This is a genomic window from Rubrobacter aplysinae (assembly GCF_001029505.1).
In the GTDB taxonomy this organism is placed as follows: Bacteria; Actinomycetota; Rubrobacteria; order Rubrobacterales; family Rubrobacteraceae; genus Rubrobacter_A; species Rubrobacter_A aplysinae.
On record NZ_LEKH01000004.1, the window covers coordinates 196,650 to 215,209 of the forward strand.

General features: G+C 63.7%; 17 protein-coding genes. 10 read left to right on the plus strand and 7 right to left on the minus strand.

The features are described from left to right. Positions 1 to 120 precede the first annotated feature (120 nt). Entirely contained in the window at positions 121 to 903 is a 783-nt protein-coding gene (locus ABD53_RS06230; protein WP_047864883.1) for an enoyl-CoA hydratase/isomerase family protein, read from the plus strand. Positions 904 to 959: 56 nt separating this feature from the next. Beyond that, a complete protein-coding gene (locus ABD53_RS06235) occupies positions 960 to 1,832 on the plus strand; it encodes a 3-hydroxyacyl-CoA dehydrogenase family protein (protein ID WP_047864884.1) in 873 nt (290 codons plus the stop codon). 87 nt (positions 1,833 to 1,919) lie between these two features. Here the strand turns inward: ABD53_RS06235 and ABD53_RS06240 are convergent, their stop codons facing one another. Next, positions 1,920 to 4,244, minus strand: a complete 2,325-nt coding sequence (locus ABD53_RS06240) for a hypothetical protein (protein WP_053057747.1) — start codon at positions 4,242 to 4,244, stop codon at positions 1,920 to 1,922. A gap of 545 nt (positions 4,245 to 4,789) precedes the next feature. On the opposite strand from ABD53_RS06240, the gene ABD53_RS06245 reads away from it, so the two are divergent. Beyond that, the gene (locus tag ABD53_RS06245) at positions 4,790 to 5,086 is read left to right on the plus strand and encodes a hypothetical protein (protein ID WP_047864885.1); all 297 of its coding nucleotides are present in this window, start codon (positions 4,790 to 4,792) and stop codon (positions 5,084 to 5,086) included. Positions 5,087 to 5,112: 26 nt separating this feature from the next. Here ABD53_RS06245 and ABD53_RS06250 read toward each other — a convergent pair whose 3' ends face one another. Both ABD53_RS06250 and ABD53_RS06255 read right to left on the minus strand, forming a co-directional pair. Then, complete coding sequence (locus ABD53_RS06250) at positions 5,113 to 5,466, minus strand: HNH endonuclease (RefSeq protein WP_152670617.1); 354 nt, start codon at positions 5,464 to 5,466, stop codon at positions 5,113 to 5,115. A gap of 81 nt (positions 5,467 to 5,547) precedes the next feature. Continuing rightward, on the minus strand, positions 5,548 to 7,194 hold the full coding sequence (locus ABD53_RS06255; protein ID WP_047864886.1) for a long-chain fatty acid--CoA ligase: 1,647 nt from the start codon (positions 7,192 to 7,194) through the stop codon (positions 5,548 to 5,550). A gap of 248 nt (positions 7,195 to 7,442) precedes the next feature. On the opposite strand from ABD53_RS06255, the gene ABD53_RS06260 reads away from it, so the two are divergent. The 4 genes from ABD53_RS06260 to ABD53_RS06275 all read left to right on the plus strand — a co-directional run bounded on the left by ABD53_RS06260 (position 7,443) and on the right by ABD53_RS06275 (position 11,566). Then, positions 7,443 to 8,162, plus strand: a complete 720-nt coding sequence (locus ABD53_RS06260) for a FadR/GntR family transcriptional regulator (RefSeq protein WP_047864887.1) — start codon at positions 7,443 to 7,445, stop codon at positions 8,160 to 8,162. A 169-nt stretch (positions 8,163 to 8,331) separates the two neighbouring features. Next, positions 8,332 to 9,414, plus strand: a complete 1,083-nt coding sequence (locus ABD53_RS06265; protein ID WP_200900303.1) for an ABC transporter ATP-binding protein — start codon at positions 8,332 to 8,334, stop codon at positions 9,412 to 9,414. After that, the gene (locus tag ABD53_RS06270) at positions 9,395 to 10,252 is read left to right on the plus strand and encodes an ABC transporter permease (protein ID WP_047864889.1); all 858 of its coding nucleotides are present in this window, start codon (positions 9,395 to 9,397) and stop codon (positions 10,250 to 10,252) included. Before ABD53_RS06265 ends, ABD53_RS06270 begins: the two co-directional genes overlap by 20 nt. A 402-nt stretch (positions 10,253 to 10,654) precedes the next feature. Further along, complete coding sequence (locus ABD53_RS06275; RefSeq protein ID WP_047864890.1) at positions 10,655 to 11,566, plus strand: SDH family Clp fold serine proteinase; 912 nt, start codon at positions 10,655 to 10,657, stop codon at positions 11,564 to 11,566. Between the two features lie 49 nt (positions 11,567 to 11,615). On the opposite strand, the gene ABD53_RS06280 is transcribed toward ABD53_RS06275, so the two are convergent. Continuing rightward, positions 11,616 to 12,593: a glutathione S-transferase family protein gene (locus tag ABD53_RS06280; RefSeq protein WP_047864891.1), complete on the minus strand. Its 978-nt coding sequence runs from the start codon at positions 12,591 to 12,593 to the stop codon at positions 11,616 to 11,618. A 318-nt stretch (positions 12,594 to 12,911) separates the two neighbouring features. On the opposite strand from ABD53_RS06280, the gene ABD53_RS06285 reads away from it, so the two are divergent. Continuing rightward, on the plus strand, positions 12,912 to 14,399 hold the full coding sequence (locus ABD53_RS06285) for an MFS transporter (protein ID WP_084709363.1): 1,488 nt from the start codon (positions 12,912 to 12,914) through the stop codon (positions 14,397 to 14,399). Between the two features lie 117 nt (positions 14,400 to 14,516). Here the strand turns inward: ABD53_RS06285 and ABD53_RS06290 are convergent, their stop codons facing one another. After that, complete coding sequence (locus ABD53_RS06290) at positions 14,517 to 15,023, minus strand: GNAT family N-acetyltransferase (protein WP_047864892.1); 507 nt, start codon at positions 15,021 to 15,023, stop codon at positions 14,517 to 14,519. Positions 15,024 to 15,288: 265 nt separating this feature from the next. After that, complete coding sequence (gene aceA, locus ABD53_RS06295; protein ID WP_047864893.1) at positions 15,289 to 16,587, minus strand: isocitrate lyase; 1,299 nt, start codon at positions 16,585 to 16,587, stop codon at positions 15,289 to 15,291. 205 nt (positions 16,588 to 16,792) lie between these two features. Here aceA and ABD53_RS06300 point away from each other — a divergent pair, with 205 nt between their 5' ends. Continuing rightward, positions 16,793 to 17,461 carry a DUF5612 domain-containing protein gene (locus ABD53_RS06300; protein ID WP_235401396.1) on the plus strand — a complete coding sequence of 223 codons (669 nt, stop codon included), beginning with the start codon at positions 16,793 to 16,795 and terminating at the stop codon, positions 17,459 to 17,461. 14 nt (positions 17,462 to 17,475) lie between these two features. Here ABD53_RS06300 and ABD53_RS06305 read toward each other — a convergent pair whose 3' ends face one another. Beyond that, positions 17,476 to 17,871 (minus strand): hypothetical protein, encoded by a 396-nt coding sequence (locus tag ABD53_RS06305; protein ID WP_047864894.1) that lies wholly within the window; start codon positions 17,869 to 17,871, stop codon positions 17,476 to 17,478. Positions 17,872 to 18,114: 243 nt separating this feature from the next. Here ABD53_RS06305 and ABD53_RS06310 point away from each other — a divergent pair, with 243 nt between their 5' ends. Further along, positions 18,115 to 18,558 carry a helix-turn-helix domain-containing protein gene (locus ABD53_RS06310; protein ID WP_047864895.1) on the plus strand — a complete coding sequence of 148 codons (444 nt, stop codon included), beginning with the start codon at positions 18,115 to 18,117 and terminating at the stop codon, positions 18,556 to 18,558. The last annotated feature ends 2 nt before the right edge of the window (positions 18,559 to 18,560 follow it).

Here is an 18,560-nt window from a genome sequence, read left to right on the forward strand (position 1 = left end):
GCTCCTCCTTCCGCCCTGCCATGCGGGGTCAAGTATAGGTAGCCTGGAGCTGTACGGTCAATGACAAGCCAGTAATTGTTATACAATTAGATCCAGCCGTGGGAGAGTAAGGGAGGGCTGATGGCCGGGGGCTACGAGACCATTTCGACCGCCGTGGACGGCGGTGTCGCCACGATCACCATAGACCGCCAAGAGGTGCGCAACGCGCTGAACGGCGGGGTCATGCGGGAGTTGCGGGCCGCGCTCGACGAGTTCCGGGACGACGAGAGCGTAGGGCTGGTGGTGTTTACCGGGGCGGGGGAGAAGGCGTTTGTGGCCGGGGCGGACATCTCGGAGCTGCGCGAAAGGACGCCTCTCGACGCGCTGTCCTCGGGGTTGCAGAGGCTGTTCGACGAGATCGAGGGCTACGAGAAGCCGACCATCGCGGCGGTAAACGGCTACGCTCTGGGCGGTGGCTGCGAGCTCGCGATGGCCTGCGACATCCGCATCGCCGCCGAGAGCGCGAAGTTCGGCCAGCCCGAGGTAAACCTGTCTATCATCCCCGGTGCGGGCGGGACGCAGCGTCTTAGCCGGCTCGTCGGCAAGGGCAAGGCGACCGAGCTGATCCTGACCGGCGAGGCGATAGACGCGGAGGAGGCGCACAGGATCGGGCTGGTCTCGAAAGTTGTGCCGCAGGAGGAGCTTACGAGCGCGGTGGGAGAGATGGCCTCGTCCATCCTGAAGAAAGGCCCGCTCGCCATCCGGCTGGCGAAGATAGCCGTCTCCCGGGGCGCGGAGACCGACCAGGACACGGGGATGCTCATAGAGCGGCTCGCACAGGCGGTGCTCCTCGACAGCGAAGATAAGCGGGAAGGCACGAGCGCGTTCCTCGAAAAGCGTGAGCCGGATTTCCGCGGCAGATAAGCGGAGCAGGTAGCCACGACCGGGCATGACCAAGCACGACCCAGGGGAGGAGGACAATGCAGCCTAACGCCGACGGCGTGAGCCGGGTGCTGGTGTGTGGCGCGGGGGCGATGGGGTCCGGGATCGGGGCCGTCTTCGCCCTGGCCGGCTACGAGACCACCGTGCAGGATATAGACGAGGGCATGCTCGGCAAGGCCCACGAGGAGCTGCGCTCCCGCCTGGACCGCAACGTCGAGAAGGGCCGCATGAGCCCGCAACAGGTAGAAGACGCCTTCTCGAAGCTATCTTTCACCACGGAGATAGAGGAGCCTGCGCGCAGCGCCGACCTGGTCGTGGAGGCGATAGTCGAAAAGCTCGCCGTGAAGCGCGAGCTTTTCTCGCGGCTGGACGGGGCCGCGCCGGAGCACGCGATCCTCGCCACCAACTCCTCGACCATCGTCTCCTCGCGAGTCGCCGACGTCACGAGCCGCCCCGACCGGGTCTGTAACCTGCACTTCTTCAACCCCGCGCTCGTAATGGAGTGCGTCGAGGTGGTCCGCAACCCCGAGACCTCCGATGCCACGGTGGATACGGTCGTAGAAGTTTCGAGGCGCATTGGCAAGGAGCCGGTGATCCTTGAGCGGGAGATTTCGGGCTTCGTCGCAAACCGGATCCTGGGCGCTCTGACCGACGAGGCCGTGAGCCTGTACGAGAGCGGCGTCGCTTCCTTCGAGGATATAGACACCGCCTGCAAGAAGGCCCTCGGACATCCCATCGGCCCGTTCGCCCTGATGGACCTCACCGGCATAGATGTGAACTACTATGTCCGCACGGCCCGCTACGAGGAGACCGGCGACGAGTCCCAGAAGCCGAAGGAGAGCATCGTGGAACGCTTCGAGCGCGGCGAGTATGGCCGCAAGTCCGGTAAGGGCTGGTACGAGTACCGCTAGCCGGCAAGCTCCGGTACTGAAGGCGGCGTTTGGCCGGCGCGCCCGGCATGGCCGCGGGCGGCGCGGGCTCCTAATCAGCGCGGGCTCCTAATCACCCCCTGCCAGACGGTCGCTGGAGAAGGCGGCCTTGACCATCGGGTAGCTCTTCTTCTTTCTTTCGTGGTAGGCGGGCTCGTCCCAGCTCCTCCAGTCGTACTCCGCCGGTATTACCTCCGAGCCCGTTTGTCCGCCGCCGGAGCCGGCATTTAGAGCAGGATAGATCCTGAGCCCCTGGGCTGTGGTAGGCGAGATCTCTCCCTCCCGGTAGAGGTTGTCCCAGACCTCTAGCTGGCTCGGGTCGGTGAAGCCCAGCATGGTCCACGGGATGCGGATCTCCAGCACGTCGCCCCGGGCCTCGTAGTCCGAGAGGCTGTCGTACGCCGGGCTATCGGGGTCGGTTACGCCGCGGGTCATCTTCCCGACCTCGAACTCCTCGAAGGGTATGGTCTCCCCGGTGTCCGGCAGGAAGATGCCCCGGCTGAGGGCCAGCCTCCAGGGGAGGAAGGTGCCCGTGCCGGGGTCGGCGGCGTCCGGCGGCGGCTCGGGGGCTCCGGGGGTGTTTTCTAGCTGGTTACCGTAGTACCAGGTGTGGTAGTCGAAGGCGCTGTTTACGTACATCTGATCCCCGCCCGCCCCTAGCTCAAGTAGGGTCTGTGCTCCGCCGAGCGGGAAGGTGAGCCCCGGGGCCTTGTCCGCGTGCCGGGCTCCGTTCTCCAGTGTGCCGAAGCCCAGGTCCAGGGTGTCTTCTTCGAGGTCCCAGTCTCCGGTGCGCTTCTCTGCCATCAGGTACAGGTACGCCTCGTCGTGGGTGACGGAGAGGTCGAAGCCCGGGTAGGTGCTCGTGGAGACTCCTGGGGCGTCCGAGAGGCGGCCCCGGAGCCCGGAGCGCCGGTTCCAGTCCTCCGGGTCGCCGTCCAGGAAGATGCCCTCTCCCTCCTCGCCGGGGTCGTGGGAGATAATGCCGAAGTTCTGCTCGTTGGTGAGACGGTTGAGCCACATCTTGCGCCGCTCGTCGGGGATGTCGAAGTCCAGGGTGTTCCAGGTGAACTTGAACCACTCGTCGTGGAAGGCGAAGAGGAAAGCCCCGTCGTAGCCTTCCTCGCGGATGCGCCCGTGCATCCCGGAGACCAGCTCTCCTTGCTCTTCCTCCGTGTGATGACCCTGGTTCCTCCCCAGAGGCCCCCGGTGGGCCATACCCCGGGAGCTCGGCATGCCGTACTCCCCGACGACGAGCGGCATCCCCTCGTGGTACTCGCGCAGGTCGTTCAGGTATCCGGCGTAGGGGTCTATCTCGCCGTCCTCGGCCCGGTAGCTCTGGTACTCGTCCTCGTAGCGTAGGAAGTCCGGGTAGTACGGGTAGACGTGGTAGCTCGCGAAGTAGCCCGCGTCCCACTCGCCGGTCGCGCCGAGGTGGGTCGGATCCACGCTTACGAGGTCCTCCTGCTCCAGCGGCTCGCTCGGGTGCTCCAGTGGGTCTGTCGTGAGCCAGTTGGTGAAAGATACCGGGCGTTGCCAGCCGTACTCCATCTCCGCCCGGGCGAGCGTCTCCAGCCTGCGGGTGAGCCAGCTCTCGAAGGGGGAGGCGTTCTCTCCGGCGGCGAAGTATTTGCCCTCGAAAGGCTCCATGCCGCCGTTGTGGTCGTTGGTCTTCTCTACCGCGTAGGGGAACCACTCCGTGCCGACCATCCAGCCCATCACGTAGGAGGAGACGTCGGTACGGTACGCGCCGCTGGCGTGGCCAGGGCGGGCGGGTATGCGGGCGTCGCCGTGGATCACCTTTACGGTGTCCCGGATCTCGGCGTCGAACGTCTCGGGGATGCCGTGTGAGAAGGCGTCTCTACCAGTCTCGTCCTCCCCGATTAGCTCCTCCTCTGGGGACCAGATGCCCTGGATTATCCGTATCGGCTCTTCTCCGGCCCGCTGACGCTCGGCGTTGAACTTCGAGAGCGCCGTGTAGAACTCCGGGTTCAGGATGGTGTAGATCCGCACGGCGTCCACGTTCATGTCGGCCATCTCGCCGAGCCATCGCAAATAGTCCGCTTCGGTTGGGGCGAGCTCTCCGGGGTCGTGGCCGGGTAGGGTGGCGCCGAGGTTCGCCCCGTTCCAGAAGCGGGCCTCGAAGCCCTCGCCGGTGTAGGCGGAGATGTGATCCCCCTCAACCCTCGCGGGCATGCTCACCCCGCCGTTCTCGGCGACGGGGGCTGCTGAAGAGGGGGAGAGGCCGACGAACAGCGCGTAACCGAGCCCGGCCAGACCCCCCACCAGAAAGAGGGTGACCGCGAGAAACGGGAAAATGCGGCTCAGGTTCCGGGGTCTGAGGCCGTTGCGCAGCCTGCGCCCGAGGGGATCTCTCTGTTGATAGTTCTCGAACAAGGGCTCTTCTCTCCCGTCTACACCAGAAGTGGATCCGGCCCGGGCGCCGCCCGGCCCACGAGACTTATCGTCCCAGTCTCCAGAAAACTCTAGCGGTGAGCCTTCTTACGCCCGCCCCGACCCCGATCTTCGCCCTCCGCCGCCGGCGTGGAATGGCTCCAACCGCAGATTCGGAAGATGGTCGGGTACGGAAGACCGGCCCGGCGGCCTCCTGCGCTATACTCGGGGCCACGGAGTTCGAGCAGCAGCAAGCACGGGATGCTCAGTGCAGTGGGATTCGCCGGATACCCGGAAAGGAGTTTCCGATGGGTGACGATCAGTCGCTGGACAGGATAGAGCTCTGGTTCATGCGCGTTGGCGCGGCAGCTATCGTGTCGGGGATAGTGCTCGGCGCGTTGCAGCATTTCAGGAATCGTTAAGAGGGCATCGGGAGGGCAACCAGGCGGGCTCATCTAGTCGCCTATCGCCGGGGTACCGGGGCCGCCCCGGGTCTCACGCCGGATTTCGGGGGTGTCTAAAACCGGGTCCCGCATTATGCTCGTGGTGTGATGGATCTGATCAACACGCGGGTAAAGACACGGATCAGGGTGATTCGCGGCGGGCTGGCCGGCACCCCGGCGGGAGACCAGAAAATAGCCCGGCGTCTGAAGCTACCTCATCCGGGGCTATGGCGGGGCCCGAGCGGACGTAACGCTCTGCGGGGCTCCAGGGTGCTGGCTGGCACCCTCTGCGGGCTCGGGGTGGCGTTGTTTCCGGGTCTCGCGGTTCTCGCCCTCCAGGCCTGTCTGGTGCTCGTCTGGATCTACGTGATGGTCTCTCTAGTGGTTAGCGGCCTGCGGTAGCCCCGAGCCGGCCCGGGGGGTGCGAGCTACGAGCCCCTGGTCCCCTGGCGCTTGGCGGAGATCCAATCCACGAAACGCCGTATCTCCGGGTGCGTATGGAGAGCCTGGACCGTCGGGTACTCACGCTCTAGCTCGGCCTCGGTAAAGGTCTGGTGGACCTTGCGGTGACACGGGCCGCAGAGGAGAACCGTGCGGTTGAGGTCCTCGCGGTCGAACTTCTGGCGGCGCTTCTTGCTCCCGAGGATCTTGCGGTGCCGGGAGCGGGGGATGAGGTGGTGCCGGGTTAGCCTCTCGACCTCTCTGCCACACAGCTCGCAGACCTCATGGCTCTCGCGCCCTTCGTATGTACCGGATGTACCATCGCCGTTAGGTGAGCCCACCGGAAGATTGTATCCGCCTCCCGCGCCGGGTCATTGTGAGCGCTATCTCCCGGGGCGTTCGTGCGGGGCGCTGTATTGAGTCTACTTTTGCGGCGCGTATTGTTCCTGTAGCTGGCGCCACAGGATCTTGCCGGAGGCGCTCTTCGGGAGGCTGTCGGCTATCTCGACCTCTCTGGGGTACTTGTAGGCGGCCATCCGCTCCCTGGCCCACCCGGTTATATCCTCGCCGGAGATCTCTTCGTGGCCCTCGTCCAGCACGACCACGGCCCGGACCGTCTCGCCCGCGCGCTCGTCTGGCACCCCGATAACGCAGGCTTCCTGGATGGCCGGGTGCTCGTACAGCGCGGACTCGACCTCCGAGGGCCAGACCTTGTAGCCGCTGGCGTTGATCATGCGCTTGAGCCGGTCCACCAGGAAGAAGTAGCCTTCCTCGTCGCGGGTGCCGAGGTCGCCGGTGCGCAGAAAACGCTTCCCGTCGCGCTCGAAGAAGCTCTCCTCGTCGGCCTCGGGCCGGTTCCAGTAGCCCTGCATCACCTGCGGGCCGCTGGAGACGATCTCACCCTGCTCGCCCGGCCCCAGCTCCTCCAGCGTCTCCGGGTCCACGATGCGGGAGTCCACGTCGAAGGCCGGAAGGCCAAGACACTGCAGCTTCGGCCTGTGGGGCGGGTTCATGTGAGTCTGGCTTATCGTCTCGGATAGCCCGTAGCCCTCGGCGTAACGGACGCCGGTGAGCCTCTCCAGCTTCTCCCCGACGGCGGCCGGGAGCGCGGCCCCGCCGCCCCCGACGAGCGCCAGGCTCGAAAGATCGCGGCTCTCTATCCGTGGGTCCGCGAGAAAGTCCACGACCATCGTGGAGATGTTGGTCCAGTGGGTGACGCGGTAACGCTGTATAAGCTCGGCGGCGGTCTCGCGGTCCCAGCGGGTCATCAGGACCATCGCGCCGCCGTTGTAGACGGGGGCGTTCATGCTGTGCTGCATCCCGGTGACGTGGAAGAAGGGCAGCGTGGCGAGCGAGACGCTGCCCAGCGTAACCCCGTTGAACACCGCCGCGCCGACGACGTTCGCCTGAACCGTGCGGTGGGTGTGACGGCAGCCCTTCGGTCTGCCGGTGGTCCCGGAGGTGTACGGCAGGCAGGCCAGGTCGTCCGGCCCGACCTCCGGCGGGTCCAGTGTATCCCCGGAGTCGAGCGCCTCGTGCCACGGGACGCCCACGCCCTCCGGCATCGCGGCGTAGGCGGAATCCGGGACGGCGAGGTCTGTGTCTTTCTCGATGTAGTCGCCGTAGCGGGCGACCACGAGATGGTCGAGGTGTCCGTCGTCCATTAACGGGGAGATGCGCTCCGCGAGCTCCGCGCCGGCGAGCGCGACCCGGCCCCCGGAGTCCTCGGCGTAGTGCGTGATCTCCTCCGCGACCAGCATCGGGTTCACCGGGACCACGACCGCTCCGGCCCGCAGCGCCGCGTAGTAGCCGATGACGAACTGCGGGCTGTTCTGGAGGTACAGCATTACCCGCTCGCCCTTCTCGACGCCGAGGCTCTTCTGCAAGAACCCCGCGAGCCGCTCGACCTCGTCGTAGAGCCGCGAGAAGGAGATCTCCGCCCCGTAGTAGATAATGGCGGCCCGGCCCGGATAGCGGCCCGCCGAGACCTCCAGGTTGTAGTGGAGGCTGGTCTCAGGCAGCGGCAGCGAGCGCGGAACCCTCTCGGGCCAGATGCTCTCCCATGTCATTATGGTTACTCCTTTTCCCCTTGCTTCCCCGTGTTTCCCTATACCTTCCCCATACCGGAGGCGGACCCCGGAGGGTGGCGCCCCGTTACACGCTTCAATATACTTAATGGTCGGACAATTTCGCAACTGAACGCGACTGAAGAGCGAACTTGGCAACTGAACCGCAACCGGACCGAAGCGGGTAACGAGAGCCGGACGCACCAGACGCACCAGAACCACCAGAGGAATGAGATGAACCGGGGGAGACGATGACGTTCGAGCCGACGCCCGTAAGCCGGGCCCGGGAGCAGGTCGAGAGGCAGCTCCGGGAGGCCATACTCTCGGGCACGTTCAAGACCGGGGACAAGCTGCCAAGCGAGGTCGAGTTGGCGCAGAGCTTCTCGGTAAGCCGCACGACGGTGCGCGAGGCCCTCAGAACGCTGGACTCGTCTGGTTTGATCAGCAAGACGCCGGGCGTGGCCGGGGGGAGCTTCGTGCGGGTGGTGGATCACCAGGCTCTCGGGGTGACGCTCGGGGACTCCATAGAGAATACGCTGCGTTTTGGCAACATCGGCTTTGACGAGGTGATTCGGGTCCGCAGGATGCTGGAGGTACCCGCCGTCCGGCTCGCCGCCGAGAACCGGGACGAGGAGGATCTCGACCGGATGCGCGGCTTCGCCGAGCGGCAGAAAAAGACCACGGTGGATGACCCCGAGGTCCCCGACCTGGACACGAACCTGCACGTATCCATCGCCGAGGCCTCGGGCAACCGCGTGCTGGCCTCGTTCGTCGGGGCGCTGCACCGCGTGATCCGGCCCGCCCTGTACGTGGACATCTCGCCGCCGGTCGGCAAGAAAACCGTGAGTCAGCACCTCGCCATAGTACGCGCCGTCGAGCAGGGCGACCCGCAGGCCGCCGCATCGGCGATGGAGGCCCACCTCGACTACCTAGACCGGCTACCCGCCGCCAGGGAGGCGAACGGCTACTAGATACCCCCCCAGACGCCTACCAAACGATTGACTATATTTACCCCGCGCGGAATTACTCACAGCGGCGGCTTTCGCGAGGTGGTGTACTCTTCTGGAGCCAGGATACAGTCAGGCTGCCAGCGGCAACCGGCGGCGTAAGTGCCGCCCGGGCGAGAGAAGGTCTTCCGGTATGTCCGAGCCCGAGAATAGAGCGATTAGCACAGAGAACCCCGCCGCCCCGGAGCGAGAGCCCCGAATGGTGCCCGGAGACGGCTCCGGGGCCATCATAGAGACTCGCGGGCTGGCGAGGACCTACGGGCGGGTGCAAGCGTTGCGGCCGCTGGATCTCGCGGTGCCCGAGGGGTCTATATTCGGCTTTCTGGGGCCGAACGGCGCGGGCAAGACGACGACCATAAAGCTTTTGCTCGGGCTGACGCAGCCCACCGCAGGCACCGGCTACGTGTTCGGCCGGGACGTGGTCGAGGAGAGCCTCGCCGTCCGGCGCCGGGTCGGATATCTCGCCCAGGAGCCCCACTACTACGGGCACATGACGGCGCGCCAGATCCTGCGCTTCACGGCCCGTTTTTTCTACTCCGGCCCGGAGAAGGCTATAGAGGAGCGCATAGCCGAGGCGCTGGAGCTCGTTGGCCTGGAGGATAGGGCCGACCGCAAGACCAGAGGGTTCTCCGGCGGCGAGCGCCAGAGGCTCGGGCTCGCCCAGGCCCAGGTCAACAACCCGGATCTCCTGATCCTGGACGAGCCGGCCGCCTCGCTCGACCCGATGGGCCGCCGCGACGTGCTGGAGATCATGCAGCGCCTGCGTGACGAGCGCGGCGCGACGATCTTCTACTCCACCCACATACTGGAGGACGTGCAGAGGATCTCCGACGCCGCCGCGATCCTCAAGAACGGCGAGCTGGTCGCCCAGGCCCCGATACAGGAGCTGCTCGCCTCGGGCACCACGGGCGTCGGGGACTCGGCGGTGTACGAGCTGCTGCTCCGGGGCCCGGCCGACGAGCTGCGGGAGGCCCGCGACAGGATACAGGCCCGTCCCTGGGTGACTTCTGTAGAAGAATCTCCGGCCCCGGCGGGCGGCGCGGCCATCAGGTGGATGGTCCACACGACCGACGAGGCCGCCGCAGAGAGCGGGCTACTCAGGGAGATTCTCGCCCTGGGAGGGATAAAGGTCGAGAGCTTTGGCCGCAAGCGCCAGAGCCTCGAAGAGACGTTCCTGGATCTCGTAGAGGAGGACCGTGAGCGCGGGAGAAACTAGAAGCGCCAAGAGAAGTACGGAGAGAAGCGCGGAGAAGATACCGTCCGGCGTCAAGAACGAGGGTGATCTGCAGCCCGCGGGCCCGGCTCTGGACGGCTTCAGGAACCTCGTACACAAGGAGAACCGGGAGTGGCTGGCCGGCTGGTCCTGGCTGGTACACGGCGTGGCGTGGCTCCTGCTCGTCACCGGGGTGCCGCTGGTGGTCGGCTTTATCCGGGCCCAGGGAGACAACTCCCCACAGAACGTGAACGAGATCAGCGCCCTCCTGTACTTCGTCATGGGCTCGGTGGCGACCGTCATAGCCGTGGTCGCAAAGACCCAGAGCGCCATAATCGGGGAGAAGCAGATGGGCACCGCCGCCTGGGTGCTCTCCAAGCCGACCTCGCGCAAGGCGTTCGTGCTGGCAAAGCTCGTGGTCCACTTCCGGTGGCTGCTCGTGCTCACCCTCGGGGTGCCGGGCGTCGTGTTCTACGCCGTCATACCCGCGTTTTCGGGCCTCCCTATACCGATACTGCCGTTTCTGGGGGGCTTCGGCGTGCTGGCGCTCGGGATGCTCTTCTATCTCGCGCTCTCGCTGCTGCTCGGGGCCGTCTTCGGCAGTCGGGGCGCCGTCGCGGCCATCGTGTTCGGCTTCTTCGTCGGCGGGGTCATGCTCTCCCAGTACGCGGAGTGGATGACCGCGGCGTTCCCGTGGCTGTTCTGGGAGTCGGCCTACTACCTGGTCGCCACGAGCAACGAGGTCCCGGCCATCGGCGTCTCCGCGATCATCCTAACCGCCGTGTGGTGCGTGGTCCTGGTGGCTGGAGCGCTCTGGAGCTTCCAGCGTGCCGAGGTGTAGTGTATTTTGGTCTTGCGAAAGTGGCAATTTGCACTGATATGCTCGACAGTTAGTAATACGGTCTAGAGAAAACATAAAGGATATGACCCTATAAACTTTGTCTAAAAAGGAACAATGCAATCTAGCTCAAGCTAGTTTACAATAGGGTCGCGTAAAAGCTACTTGCGTATCAAAAGTAAGTAAGCTAGGGGAAAGGAGTTTCAGAGTGGAGCAAACACAAACGAGGAATTCCGAAGTGTCGGAAGCTGAAGCAGTCGAGGTATTTGAAAAGCTAGAGCTTGAAACTGAAGAGCAAAGGCGTGAGATGTTATCACAAGGTATAGTAAAGAAAGCTGGTGATACTAATAAAGTACGCTACGTAACTCGGCTATCAAACAGTACCAAGGCCGCACCTAGCGCTTAATGCCTGACTGGAACCAGCTCCTAAACGAGGTCAGAGCTGCCGGAGGAATTTACGATTTAACTAGGCGGAAATATCTCCGACAGCTCTCTGACATTACAGGGCGCAATGTGATCACCTACTATTCTGCTTGGCTTCAGAAAGCGGATTTGCAGAACCAAGGTGTCACAGGTTTTGAATTAAACGACAGCGATAAAAACGGTTTTATGACCGCGATCCATGAGCTTGATCGATCCAAAGGTTTGGATCTAATATTACACACTCCGGGGGGCGGCATAGCGGCTACAGAGTCGTTAGTAGACTATCTGCGCAAGATGTTCGGTACTGACATTCGGGCTATCGTGCCGCAACTTGCTATGTCTGCTGGAACCATGGTTGCGTTATCGTGCAAAGAAGTCATTATGGGAGCTCAATCCAGTTTAGGACCCATTGATCCGCAAATCTATGGATTGCCTGCCCATGGTGTCATAGAGGAATTCGATAAAGCAAGAGAGGAAGTTCGAGAAGATCAGACACAAATTCCTGTATGGCAGCCAATAATCGCTAAGTACAACCCAACGTTGGTTGGAGAGTGCCAAAAAGCAATTGATTGGTCTAATCAGTTGGTGGCGGAAAATTTGAGGTCAGGCATGTTTGAGCAGGATGACGTTGCCGAAGATAAGGCGCGGCAAGTAGTAGAAAAGCTCGGCAACCACGCGCTGACCTTGAGCCACGACAGGCATATCTCGATGGAAAACGCGAGAGGTATGGGTGTTAAAGTTAAGGCCCTGGAAGACGATAACGACTTCCAAGATGCCGTACTTACCATTCATCATGCCTGCATACAAACCTTCGCTGCTACGCCTGCGATCAAAATTATTGAGAATCACAAAGGAGAAGCCTTCATTCAAAGCGTTGAAGCGGTGATGCAATAAGCTAGGAATGAGAGGTCTCCCTAGTAAGCTAGCCACTTTTCATAATTATCTACCTCCGCTCGCCTATCCGCTCGCGGCCGTGGGGGGCGTCGAGGTTCAGGATCGGGCCTTTCGGGACTATCCTTGTGGGGTTCACGCTCTCGTGGCTGGTGTAGTAGTGACGCTTTATGTGCGGGATGTCCACCGTCTCTGCTACTCCGGGTACCTGGTATAGCTCGCGCAGGTAGCCGGAGAGACTCTCGTAGTCCTCGATGCGCCGGAGGTTGCACTTGAAGTGGCCGTGATACACGGCGTCGAAGCGCACGAGCGTGGTGAACATGAACCAGTCGGCCTCGGTCATGTGGTCGCCGCAGAGGTAACGGTTTTCGGCGAGCACGCCGTCCCAGTGGTCCAGGGCCTCGAACAGCTCGGTGACGGCCTCTTCGTAGGCCCCCTGGGTGGTGGCAAAGCCCGAGCGGTACACGCCGTTGTTCACCGGCTCGTAGATCGCGTCTATGGCGGCGTCTATCTTCTCCCGCAGATCGGCGGGGCAGAGGTTGGCGTCGTTCTCCGCCAGGGGAGCGAACTCGGTGTCGAGCATGCGGGCGATGTCGCGGGACTCGTTGTTTACTATGGTCTCGCTCTTTTTGTCCCACAGCACGGGCGTGGTGACGCGGCCCGTGTAGCCCGGGTCGGCTTTCGCGTAGATCTCCCGCAGATACTCCGAGCCGTACAGCGGATCGTCGAAGTCACCCTCTTCACCACCGAACTGCCAGCCGCCAGCCCCCATGAACGGGGCCACGCTCGACAGGGATATGGCCTCTTCGAGACCTTTTAGCCCGCGCAGTATCGTGGCGCGGTGCGCCCACGGACACGCCCGCGAGACGTACAGGTGGTAGCGCCCGGCCTCCACCGGGAAGCCGCTGGATCCGTCGGCCTTGACCCACTCTCGAAAAGAGGTCGGCGTGCGCCTGAAGCTCCCGTCAGAGCCCCTCGTCTCCTTGAGCTCCGGGTCGCTTACCCACGCGCCTTCTACCATCATGCCCATGTGGGGCCTCCTCTGATCCGCCTGGAAATCCTGGCTCCAGATAATATCGCGTGAATGGTATGGGAGAGTGTGAGTGGTCGGTGTGAGAGAATTGGATCCGGCCGCCGCGGGCCCTTTGCGCTTGGATTAGTCTCCCGGATGGCTTATAACCTCTGCGGTGCGGCGTTTGCCCGCCCTCAAGGATGGAAGTCACGGACAGACGGCGGGGAAGACGGCCGCCCTCGTCCTCCAGAACCCGCGATACGAGGAGCCTCGGGCGTCGTGTCGTTCTGGAGCGTCCCGGAGTTCTATAGAAGATCAACGTCGGGAAGGATCGGGATGTCAGATACGGCGGAGGGGCCTCGGCGGGGGGCCGGGAAACCCGCGAAAGGTTCGAAAGGTCCGGTCTCGACCCGGCTACTGCTGGCGGTGATGGCCGCGGCGACCTTCGTCTCGGTGTTCAACCAGTCCATGGTCAACGTGGCGGTGCCCCTGATCCAGCAGACCTACAGCGTCTCCGAGAGCCAGGTCGGCTGGGTGGCGACGGGGTATCTCCTGGTCTTCGCGGTGGGGGTACCGCTGTACGGGCGTATCTCGGACCTGTACAGCCCGAAGCTGACCTTCTGCGTCGGGCTGGTGCTCTTCGCGGCCGGCTCCCTGGCCTGCGCGCTGGCGCCGAGCCTCGGGACGCTGGTCGCCGGGCGGGTGGTACAGGCAGCCGGTGGCGCGGCGATACCGGCGCTCTCGTTCGGGCTGGTGGCGAAGCTGTTGCCCCCGGGACGGCGGGGCTTCGGTCTCGGCCTCATCTCGTCCAGCATCGGGGCGGGGGCCGCGTTCGGGCCGGTGCTCGGCGGGCTGCTCATACAATCCTATAGCTGGCACTCGCTTTTCTACAGCACGCTGGCGCTGACGGTGATCCTGATCTTCGGCGCGCTGTACGTCGTCCCCAACGTGGTCGGAGAGTCCGACGGCGGCGGCCGCTCGCTCTCCCGGCTCGACCTGCCGAGCGGGATACTGCTCGCCCTGGCGGCGGGGCTTTTATTGTTCGGGGTGACGCAGGGGCAGACCTCGGGACTCCTTTCTCCTGTCGCGCTCGGGAGCTTCGTCGTGGCCGGGGTGAGCGGCGCGCTCTTCGCCCGGCGCATCACGCGCGTGCCGGAGCCGTTCGTCGCCCCCGGCCTGCTCGGTAACCGGAGCTTTCTGGCCGCGGCGTCCGTGGGGTTTCTGGCCCAGTTCGCAAACCTGTGCGCGCTGTTTCTCGCGCCCATACTCCTCTCCCAGGTGGGCGGGGCCTCGTCGCTTACGATAGGGCTCGTGTTCCTGCCGGGCGCGGCCCTGGTGGCGCTCCTGTCGCCGGTGGCGGGCAGGCTCTCGGATCGCCTGGGCTTCCGGGTTATGATCGTCGCGGGCCTTTGCATAATGCTGTTCTCGCACCTTTTCATCTCCTCTTTCGGCGCGGGAGGCAGCGTGCCGCTGGTGACCGTCGGAATGACCACGCTCGGGCTCGGCTTCGCCGCGCTCAACTCGCCGGCGGCGAACGCGGCCTCGGCCACGCTCTCCTCCAAGGAGGCCGGGGTGGGCCTCGGCATCTACCAGCTTTGTTTCTTTCTCGGGGCCGGTTTCGCGCCCGCCGTCTCTGGCGCTTTCCTGGCCTTCCGCACGAGTCCGGGCAGCGGCGCGATCAACCCGCTCTACGCCCTGCAGTCTGCCACCGCCTACTCGGACGCCTTCCTTGTCGGGGTGGCCGCGCTTTTGTGCGCCTTTCTCGCCCTGCTCGGCGTCAGGGAGGTCGGGGGCCGGACCGTGGCGGAGGGGGCCTCCGGTTAGAGTCGTTTAGGATGTCTTGCAGGGTTGTGGAGAAAGAAGATTCTCGCTGGCCGGGTCCGCGGCCTTCCGAGTAGACGCTTATTCAGCCGCTTCAGCCGCGTACGTTGCAGCTTCCGCTCAGGGACGTAACTCATCCCGGAGCATGTCCATGAGGAGTCCGTCGTGCCAGGAGCCGTCAGGACCACGCTCGTAGCTCCGCATAACCCCGACTCGTCGGAAGCCTACCTTCTCGTAAGCCCGGATCGCGGGAACGTTATCCGCCGCCGGGTCTATCGTCAAGCGGTGGTGGTTACGTTCCCCAAAGAGGTGTCGAGCCAGGATCCGGATCGCTTCTGCGCCCAGGCCCTGACCGTGATGCGAGGTGGTGAGGAAGATGTCCACGGTCGCGTGGCGGTACGTCGGATCTTCTTCCTCTCCGTACTGGATCCCGCCAACGACCTCTCCGTTTACCTCGATGACGAAGCCGCATTCAGAGTCTATGAACGCCGCGCGGATCTCTTCTTCGATGTCGGTATCACCCCACCTCCAGGCGACTTCGGGCTCTCTGCGAATCTGGGCTAGTACGTCAGCGTCTCCGGTATAGCTTGTACGCAGCAGCGCACGCTCTCCTCTTAGAAAAGCCATGCGGACCGGACCCTCCTTTCTAACGAAGTTCTGGCGAAGTTCTGGCGAAGTTCTGGCGAAGTTCTGGCGAAGTTCTGGCGAAGTTCTGGCGAAGATTTGATTCTCAAACTTCTACGAATAGTGCCGTTTCTCGACGCGTGTTTCTTGGAGGATGCTCCTCCGTATCCTGGCTGGCGCTTCTACAAACGGTGCGCGAAGGGGGAGCGCGCCACCACTCCCCCTTCATCGTGCCCAATAACGCTATGCAATTTATGTAACTCGACCGCTAGCCCTTGAACTGGGCCTCTTCCGTGGAGCCGGTGAGCGCGGTGGTCGAGGCCATGCCGCCGGCGACGATCTGGGCGACCTCGTCGAAGTAGCCCGCGCCGACCTCGCGCTGGTGCTTGGTGGCGGTGTAGCCCCGGCTCTCGGCGTCGAACTCCTTCTGCTGAAGCTCGGAGTAGGCCTCCATGCCGCGGTCGCGGTAGCCGTCTGCGAGGTCGAACATACCGTAGTTGAGGCTGTGGAAGCCGGCGAGGGTGATGAACTGGAACTTGTAGCCCATCTCGCCGAGCTGCTCCTGGAAGGTGCGGATGTCTTCCTCTGAAAGGTTGGCCTTCCAGTTGAACGACGGCGAGCAGTTGTAGGCGAGCGGCTTGCCGGGGAACTTCTCGTGCATGGCCTCGGCGAACTCCCGGGCCTGCCCGATGTCCGGCTTGGAGGTCTCGCACCACACGAGGTCGGCGTAGGGCGCGTAGGAGAGGCCGCGGGCTATCGCCTGCTCTATACCGGGCTTGGTGCGGTAGAAGCCCTCGAAGGTGCGCTCGCCGGTCAGGAACTCGGCGTCGTCGGGGTCTATGTCGGAGGTGATGAGGTTGGCGGCGTCGGCGTCGGTGCGGGCCACGATGACCGTCGGGGTGCCCATCACGTCGGCGGCGAGGCGGGCCGAGATCAGGTTCCTGACGGCCTGCGCCGTCGGCAGGAGCACCTTGCCGCCCATGTGGCCGCACTTCTTCTCACTAGCGAGCTGGTCCTCGAAGTGGACTCCCGCCGCGCCGGCCTCGATCATGGCCTTCGTGAGCTCGAAGCAGTTCAGCGCGCCGCCGAACCCGGCCTCGGCGTCGGCGACTATCGGGGCGAACCACTCGGTCTCCTCGTCGCCCTCGGCGTGGCTTATCTGGTCCGCCCGCGTGAGGGCCTGGTTGATCCTCTCGACCACGTTGGGCACGGAGTTCGCGGGATACAGGCTCTGATCGGGGTACATCTGACCGGCGAGGTTCGCGTCGGCGGCGACCTGCCAGCCGGAGAGATATATGGCCCTCAGCCCGGCCTTGACCTGCTGCACGGCCTGGTTGCCGCTCATCGCCCCGAGCGCCCGGATAAAGCCCGGCTCCTCCAGCATGCCCCGCAGTCTCTCCGCGCCCCGGCTGGCCAGGGTGTGCTGTATCTGCACCGAGCCCCGCAGCCGCGCCACGTCCTCGGCGCTGTAGGGCCGCGTGATGCCGTCCCACCTCCCGGAGGCCCACTCCTGCTCTATGCTCTCTGTCTGGTCCCGCCGGCTCCTCTTGCTATACCCGTTTAACATCCCTACGCTCCTCTCTAATCCCCGAAAGTAAGGGATGATCGCTATGTGCCCCCGTACTTTATGTGCCCGGCGGCTATCAATCCAATTGTTAGTTCGTATTGCGGGTATAGGGTTTGTTAATATCAAGTTGTGCGGACGCTTGCCGGGGGCTCGTCTGTTCTATGCTGTGATCCGCTAACAGGACGGAGTCGAGAGGGTTTGCGGGTTGAGGAGCGGTGAGCACGGCGCGTTGGCGATCATGGTTCGCACCACGGACAGCCCCGGTTCGTTGAACACGTTGACGCGGGTGATGGGCGGGCACGGGGCGAACATTACCTACGTGGACATCGCGGAGCGGTTGGAGGAGAGCTCGACGGTGTACTTCGAGCTGGAGGACGTGACGGACGCCGGGGCTCTGATGGGCGACCTCGGGGCGCTGGAGATCGTGGGCTCGGTGGATGAGGCCCCGTCGCTGGCGAAGGTGTACGGGCAGAGGATCATCGTGCTCGGTGGCGGGGCGCAGGTGGGACAGGTGGCCGTGGGCGCGGTCGGCGAGGCCGACCGGCACAATATCCGGGGCGAGAGGATCTCGGTGGATACCATCCCGCTCGTCGGCGAGGATAACCTGGCCGATGCCGTGCGCGCCGTGGCGCGGCTGCCGCGGGTATCGGCGGTGGTGCTCGCCGGAGCCTTGATGGGCGGCGAGGTCGCGCGGGCGGTCGAGGAGGTGCGAGAGAAGGGGATCATCTCCGTCTCGCTAAACATGGCCGGTAGCGTCCCGGACGCCGCCGATCTGGTCGTGTCCGACCCCGTGCAGGCCGGGGTAATGACCGTGATGGCGATATCTTCCTCGGCCCGCTTCGACGTGCGGCGTCAGAAGGGGAAGAGATACTAGGAGCGTAGGGGCGATTAACCGCCGAATAGACGCCTGAACAGGCTTTTCTTCGGTTTGGGCTCCGGTTCTCCGGGAGCCGTCTGGCGCTTGAGGAGATCTATGAGGATCTCGCGGTACAGTACCTGCATCTCCATGCCGCCTTCTAGGCGCTCGGGCGGCGGGGAGATCGCGACGTACTCGACCTCCTCGCCCTGGTACTCCAGAAGCTCCACGAGAAGCTCCGCCGAGACCTCCACGGGACGCCAGTCCCCGCCGAAGTCTCCGGTGGAGTCGAGGAAGTGTTGCGCCTCCTCGGTGGAGTCGAAGACGGGCACGGCGTCGCCCTCGTCCGTTACGATTGCGAGCAGCTCGTCCTCCTTCTCGGGACCGCCCACGATCACGACCTGGCCGGCGAGCGGCGGGCCGGTCAAACCCGGCTCCGGGTGGCGGACTTTCGCACTATACGCAACATGAAATTCAGTCTACTAGACGCTCAACGAAGTTCAGGAGAAAGAGGTCCCGGGTGACTTGCATGAAGCGAGGCTATACCTCAACAAACAGCCGAGACAAAACTCAAGCTCGATAGAGCTTCCATTTCGTTTATTTCGTTTGTATAATCTCGACATAAGTACGATTGTGTGGATATCACGCACTAGAAAAGGGGTTGTTGCACGATGAGTGAGAAGGAGCCGCTGTATACCCCAGACCGGAACTCCCAGAATGTAAAGGAGATCGACAACTTACGGGCTGAACAGGAGGGCGTCGCCAAGTTGGTTTCGGCCTCTGGCGAAGTACGCGAACTGCCGCACTCTGAGTACAAAGTCGTTGAAGACCTGCTGGGCTTCATGGATCAGGGCGTCCGTGTTGAGTTGCTGCCTGTGCACACTCAACTGACTACGCAGGAAGCGGCAAGCGTGCTCGGCGTTTCCAGACCTCATCTAGTAAAGCTGCTCGAAGATGGAAATATCTCATACTACAAGGTAGGAAAGCACCGGCGCATCCGCTTGGACGAGTTGCTGGTCTACAAAGAGCGTCGTGACTCCGGGCGCAGAGAGGCCCTTGATCTCATAAAGGAAGAGTCTGAGGAGCTAGGTCTCTACGATATGGAGGATAAGTGAGA

Coding starts and splice junctions, on each gene's coding strand:
- ABD53_RS06230 (WP_047864883.1), top strand. CDS start 121: ATGGCCGGGGGCTACGAGACCATTTCGACCGCCGTGGACGGCGGTGTC.
- ABD53_RS06235 (WP_047864884.1), top strand. CDS start 960: ATGCAGCCTAACGCCGACGGCGTGAGCCGGGTGCTGGTGTGTGGCGCG.
- ABD53_RS06255 (WP_047864886.1), bottom strand. CDS start 7,194: ATGACATGGGAGAGCATCTGGCCCGAGAGGGTTCCGCGCTCGCTGCCG.
- ABD53_RS06260 (WP_047864887.1), top strand. CDS start 7,443: ATGACGTTCGAGCCGACGCCCGTAAGCCGGGCCCGGGAGCAGGTCGAG.
- ABD53_RS06265 (WP_200900303.1), top strand. CDS start 8,332: ATGTCCGAGCCCGAGAATAGAGCGATTAGCACAGAGAACCCCGCCGCC.
- ABD53_RS06275 (WP_047864890.1), top strand. CDS start 10,655: ATGCCTGACTGGAACCAGCTCCTAAACGAGGTCAGAGCTGCCGGAGGA.
- ABD53_RS06280 (WP_047864891.1), bottom strand. CDS start 12,593: ATGGGCATGATGGTAGAAGGCGCGTGGGTAAGCGACCCGGAGCTCAAG.
- ABD53_RS06285 (WP_084709363.1), top strand. CDS start 12,912: ATGTCAGATACGGCGGAGGGGCCTCGGCGGGGGGCCGGGAAACCCGCG.
- ABD53_RS06290 (WP_047864892.1), bottom strand. CDS start 15,023: ATGGCTTTTCTAAGAGGAGAGCGTGCGCTGCTGCGTACAAGCTATACC.
- aceA (WP_047864893.1), bottom strand. CDS start 16,587: ATGTTAAACGGGTATAGCAAGAGGAGCCGGCGGGACCAGACAGAGAGC.
- ABD53_RS06310 (WP_047864895.1), top strand. CDS start 18,115: ATGAGTGAGAAGGAGCCGCTGTATACCCCAGACCGGAACTCCCAGAAT.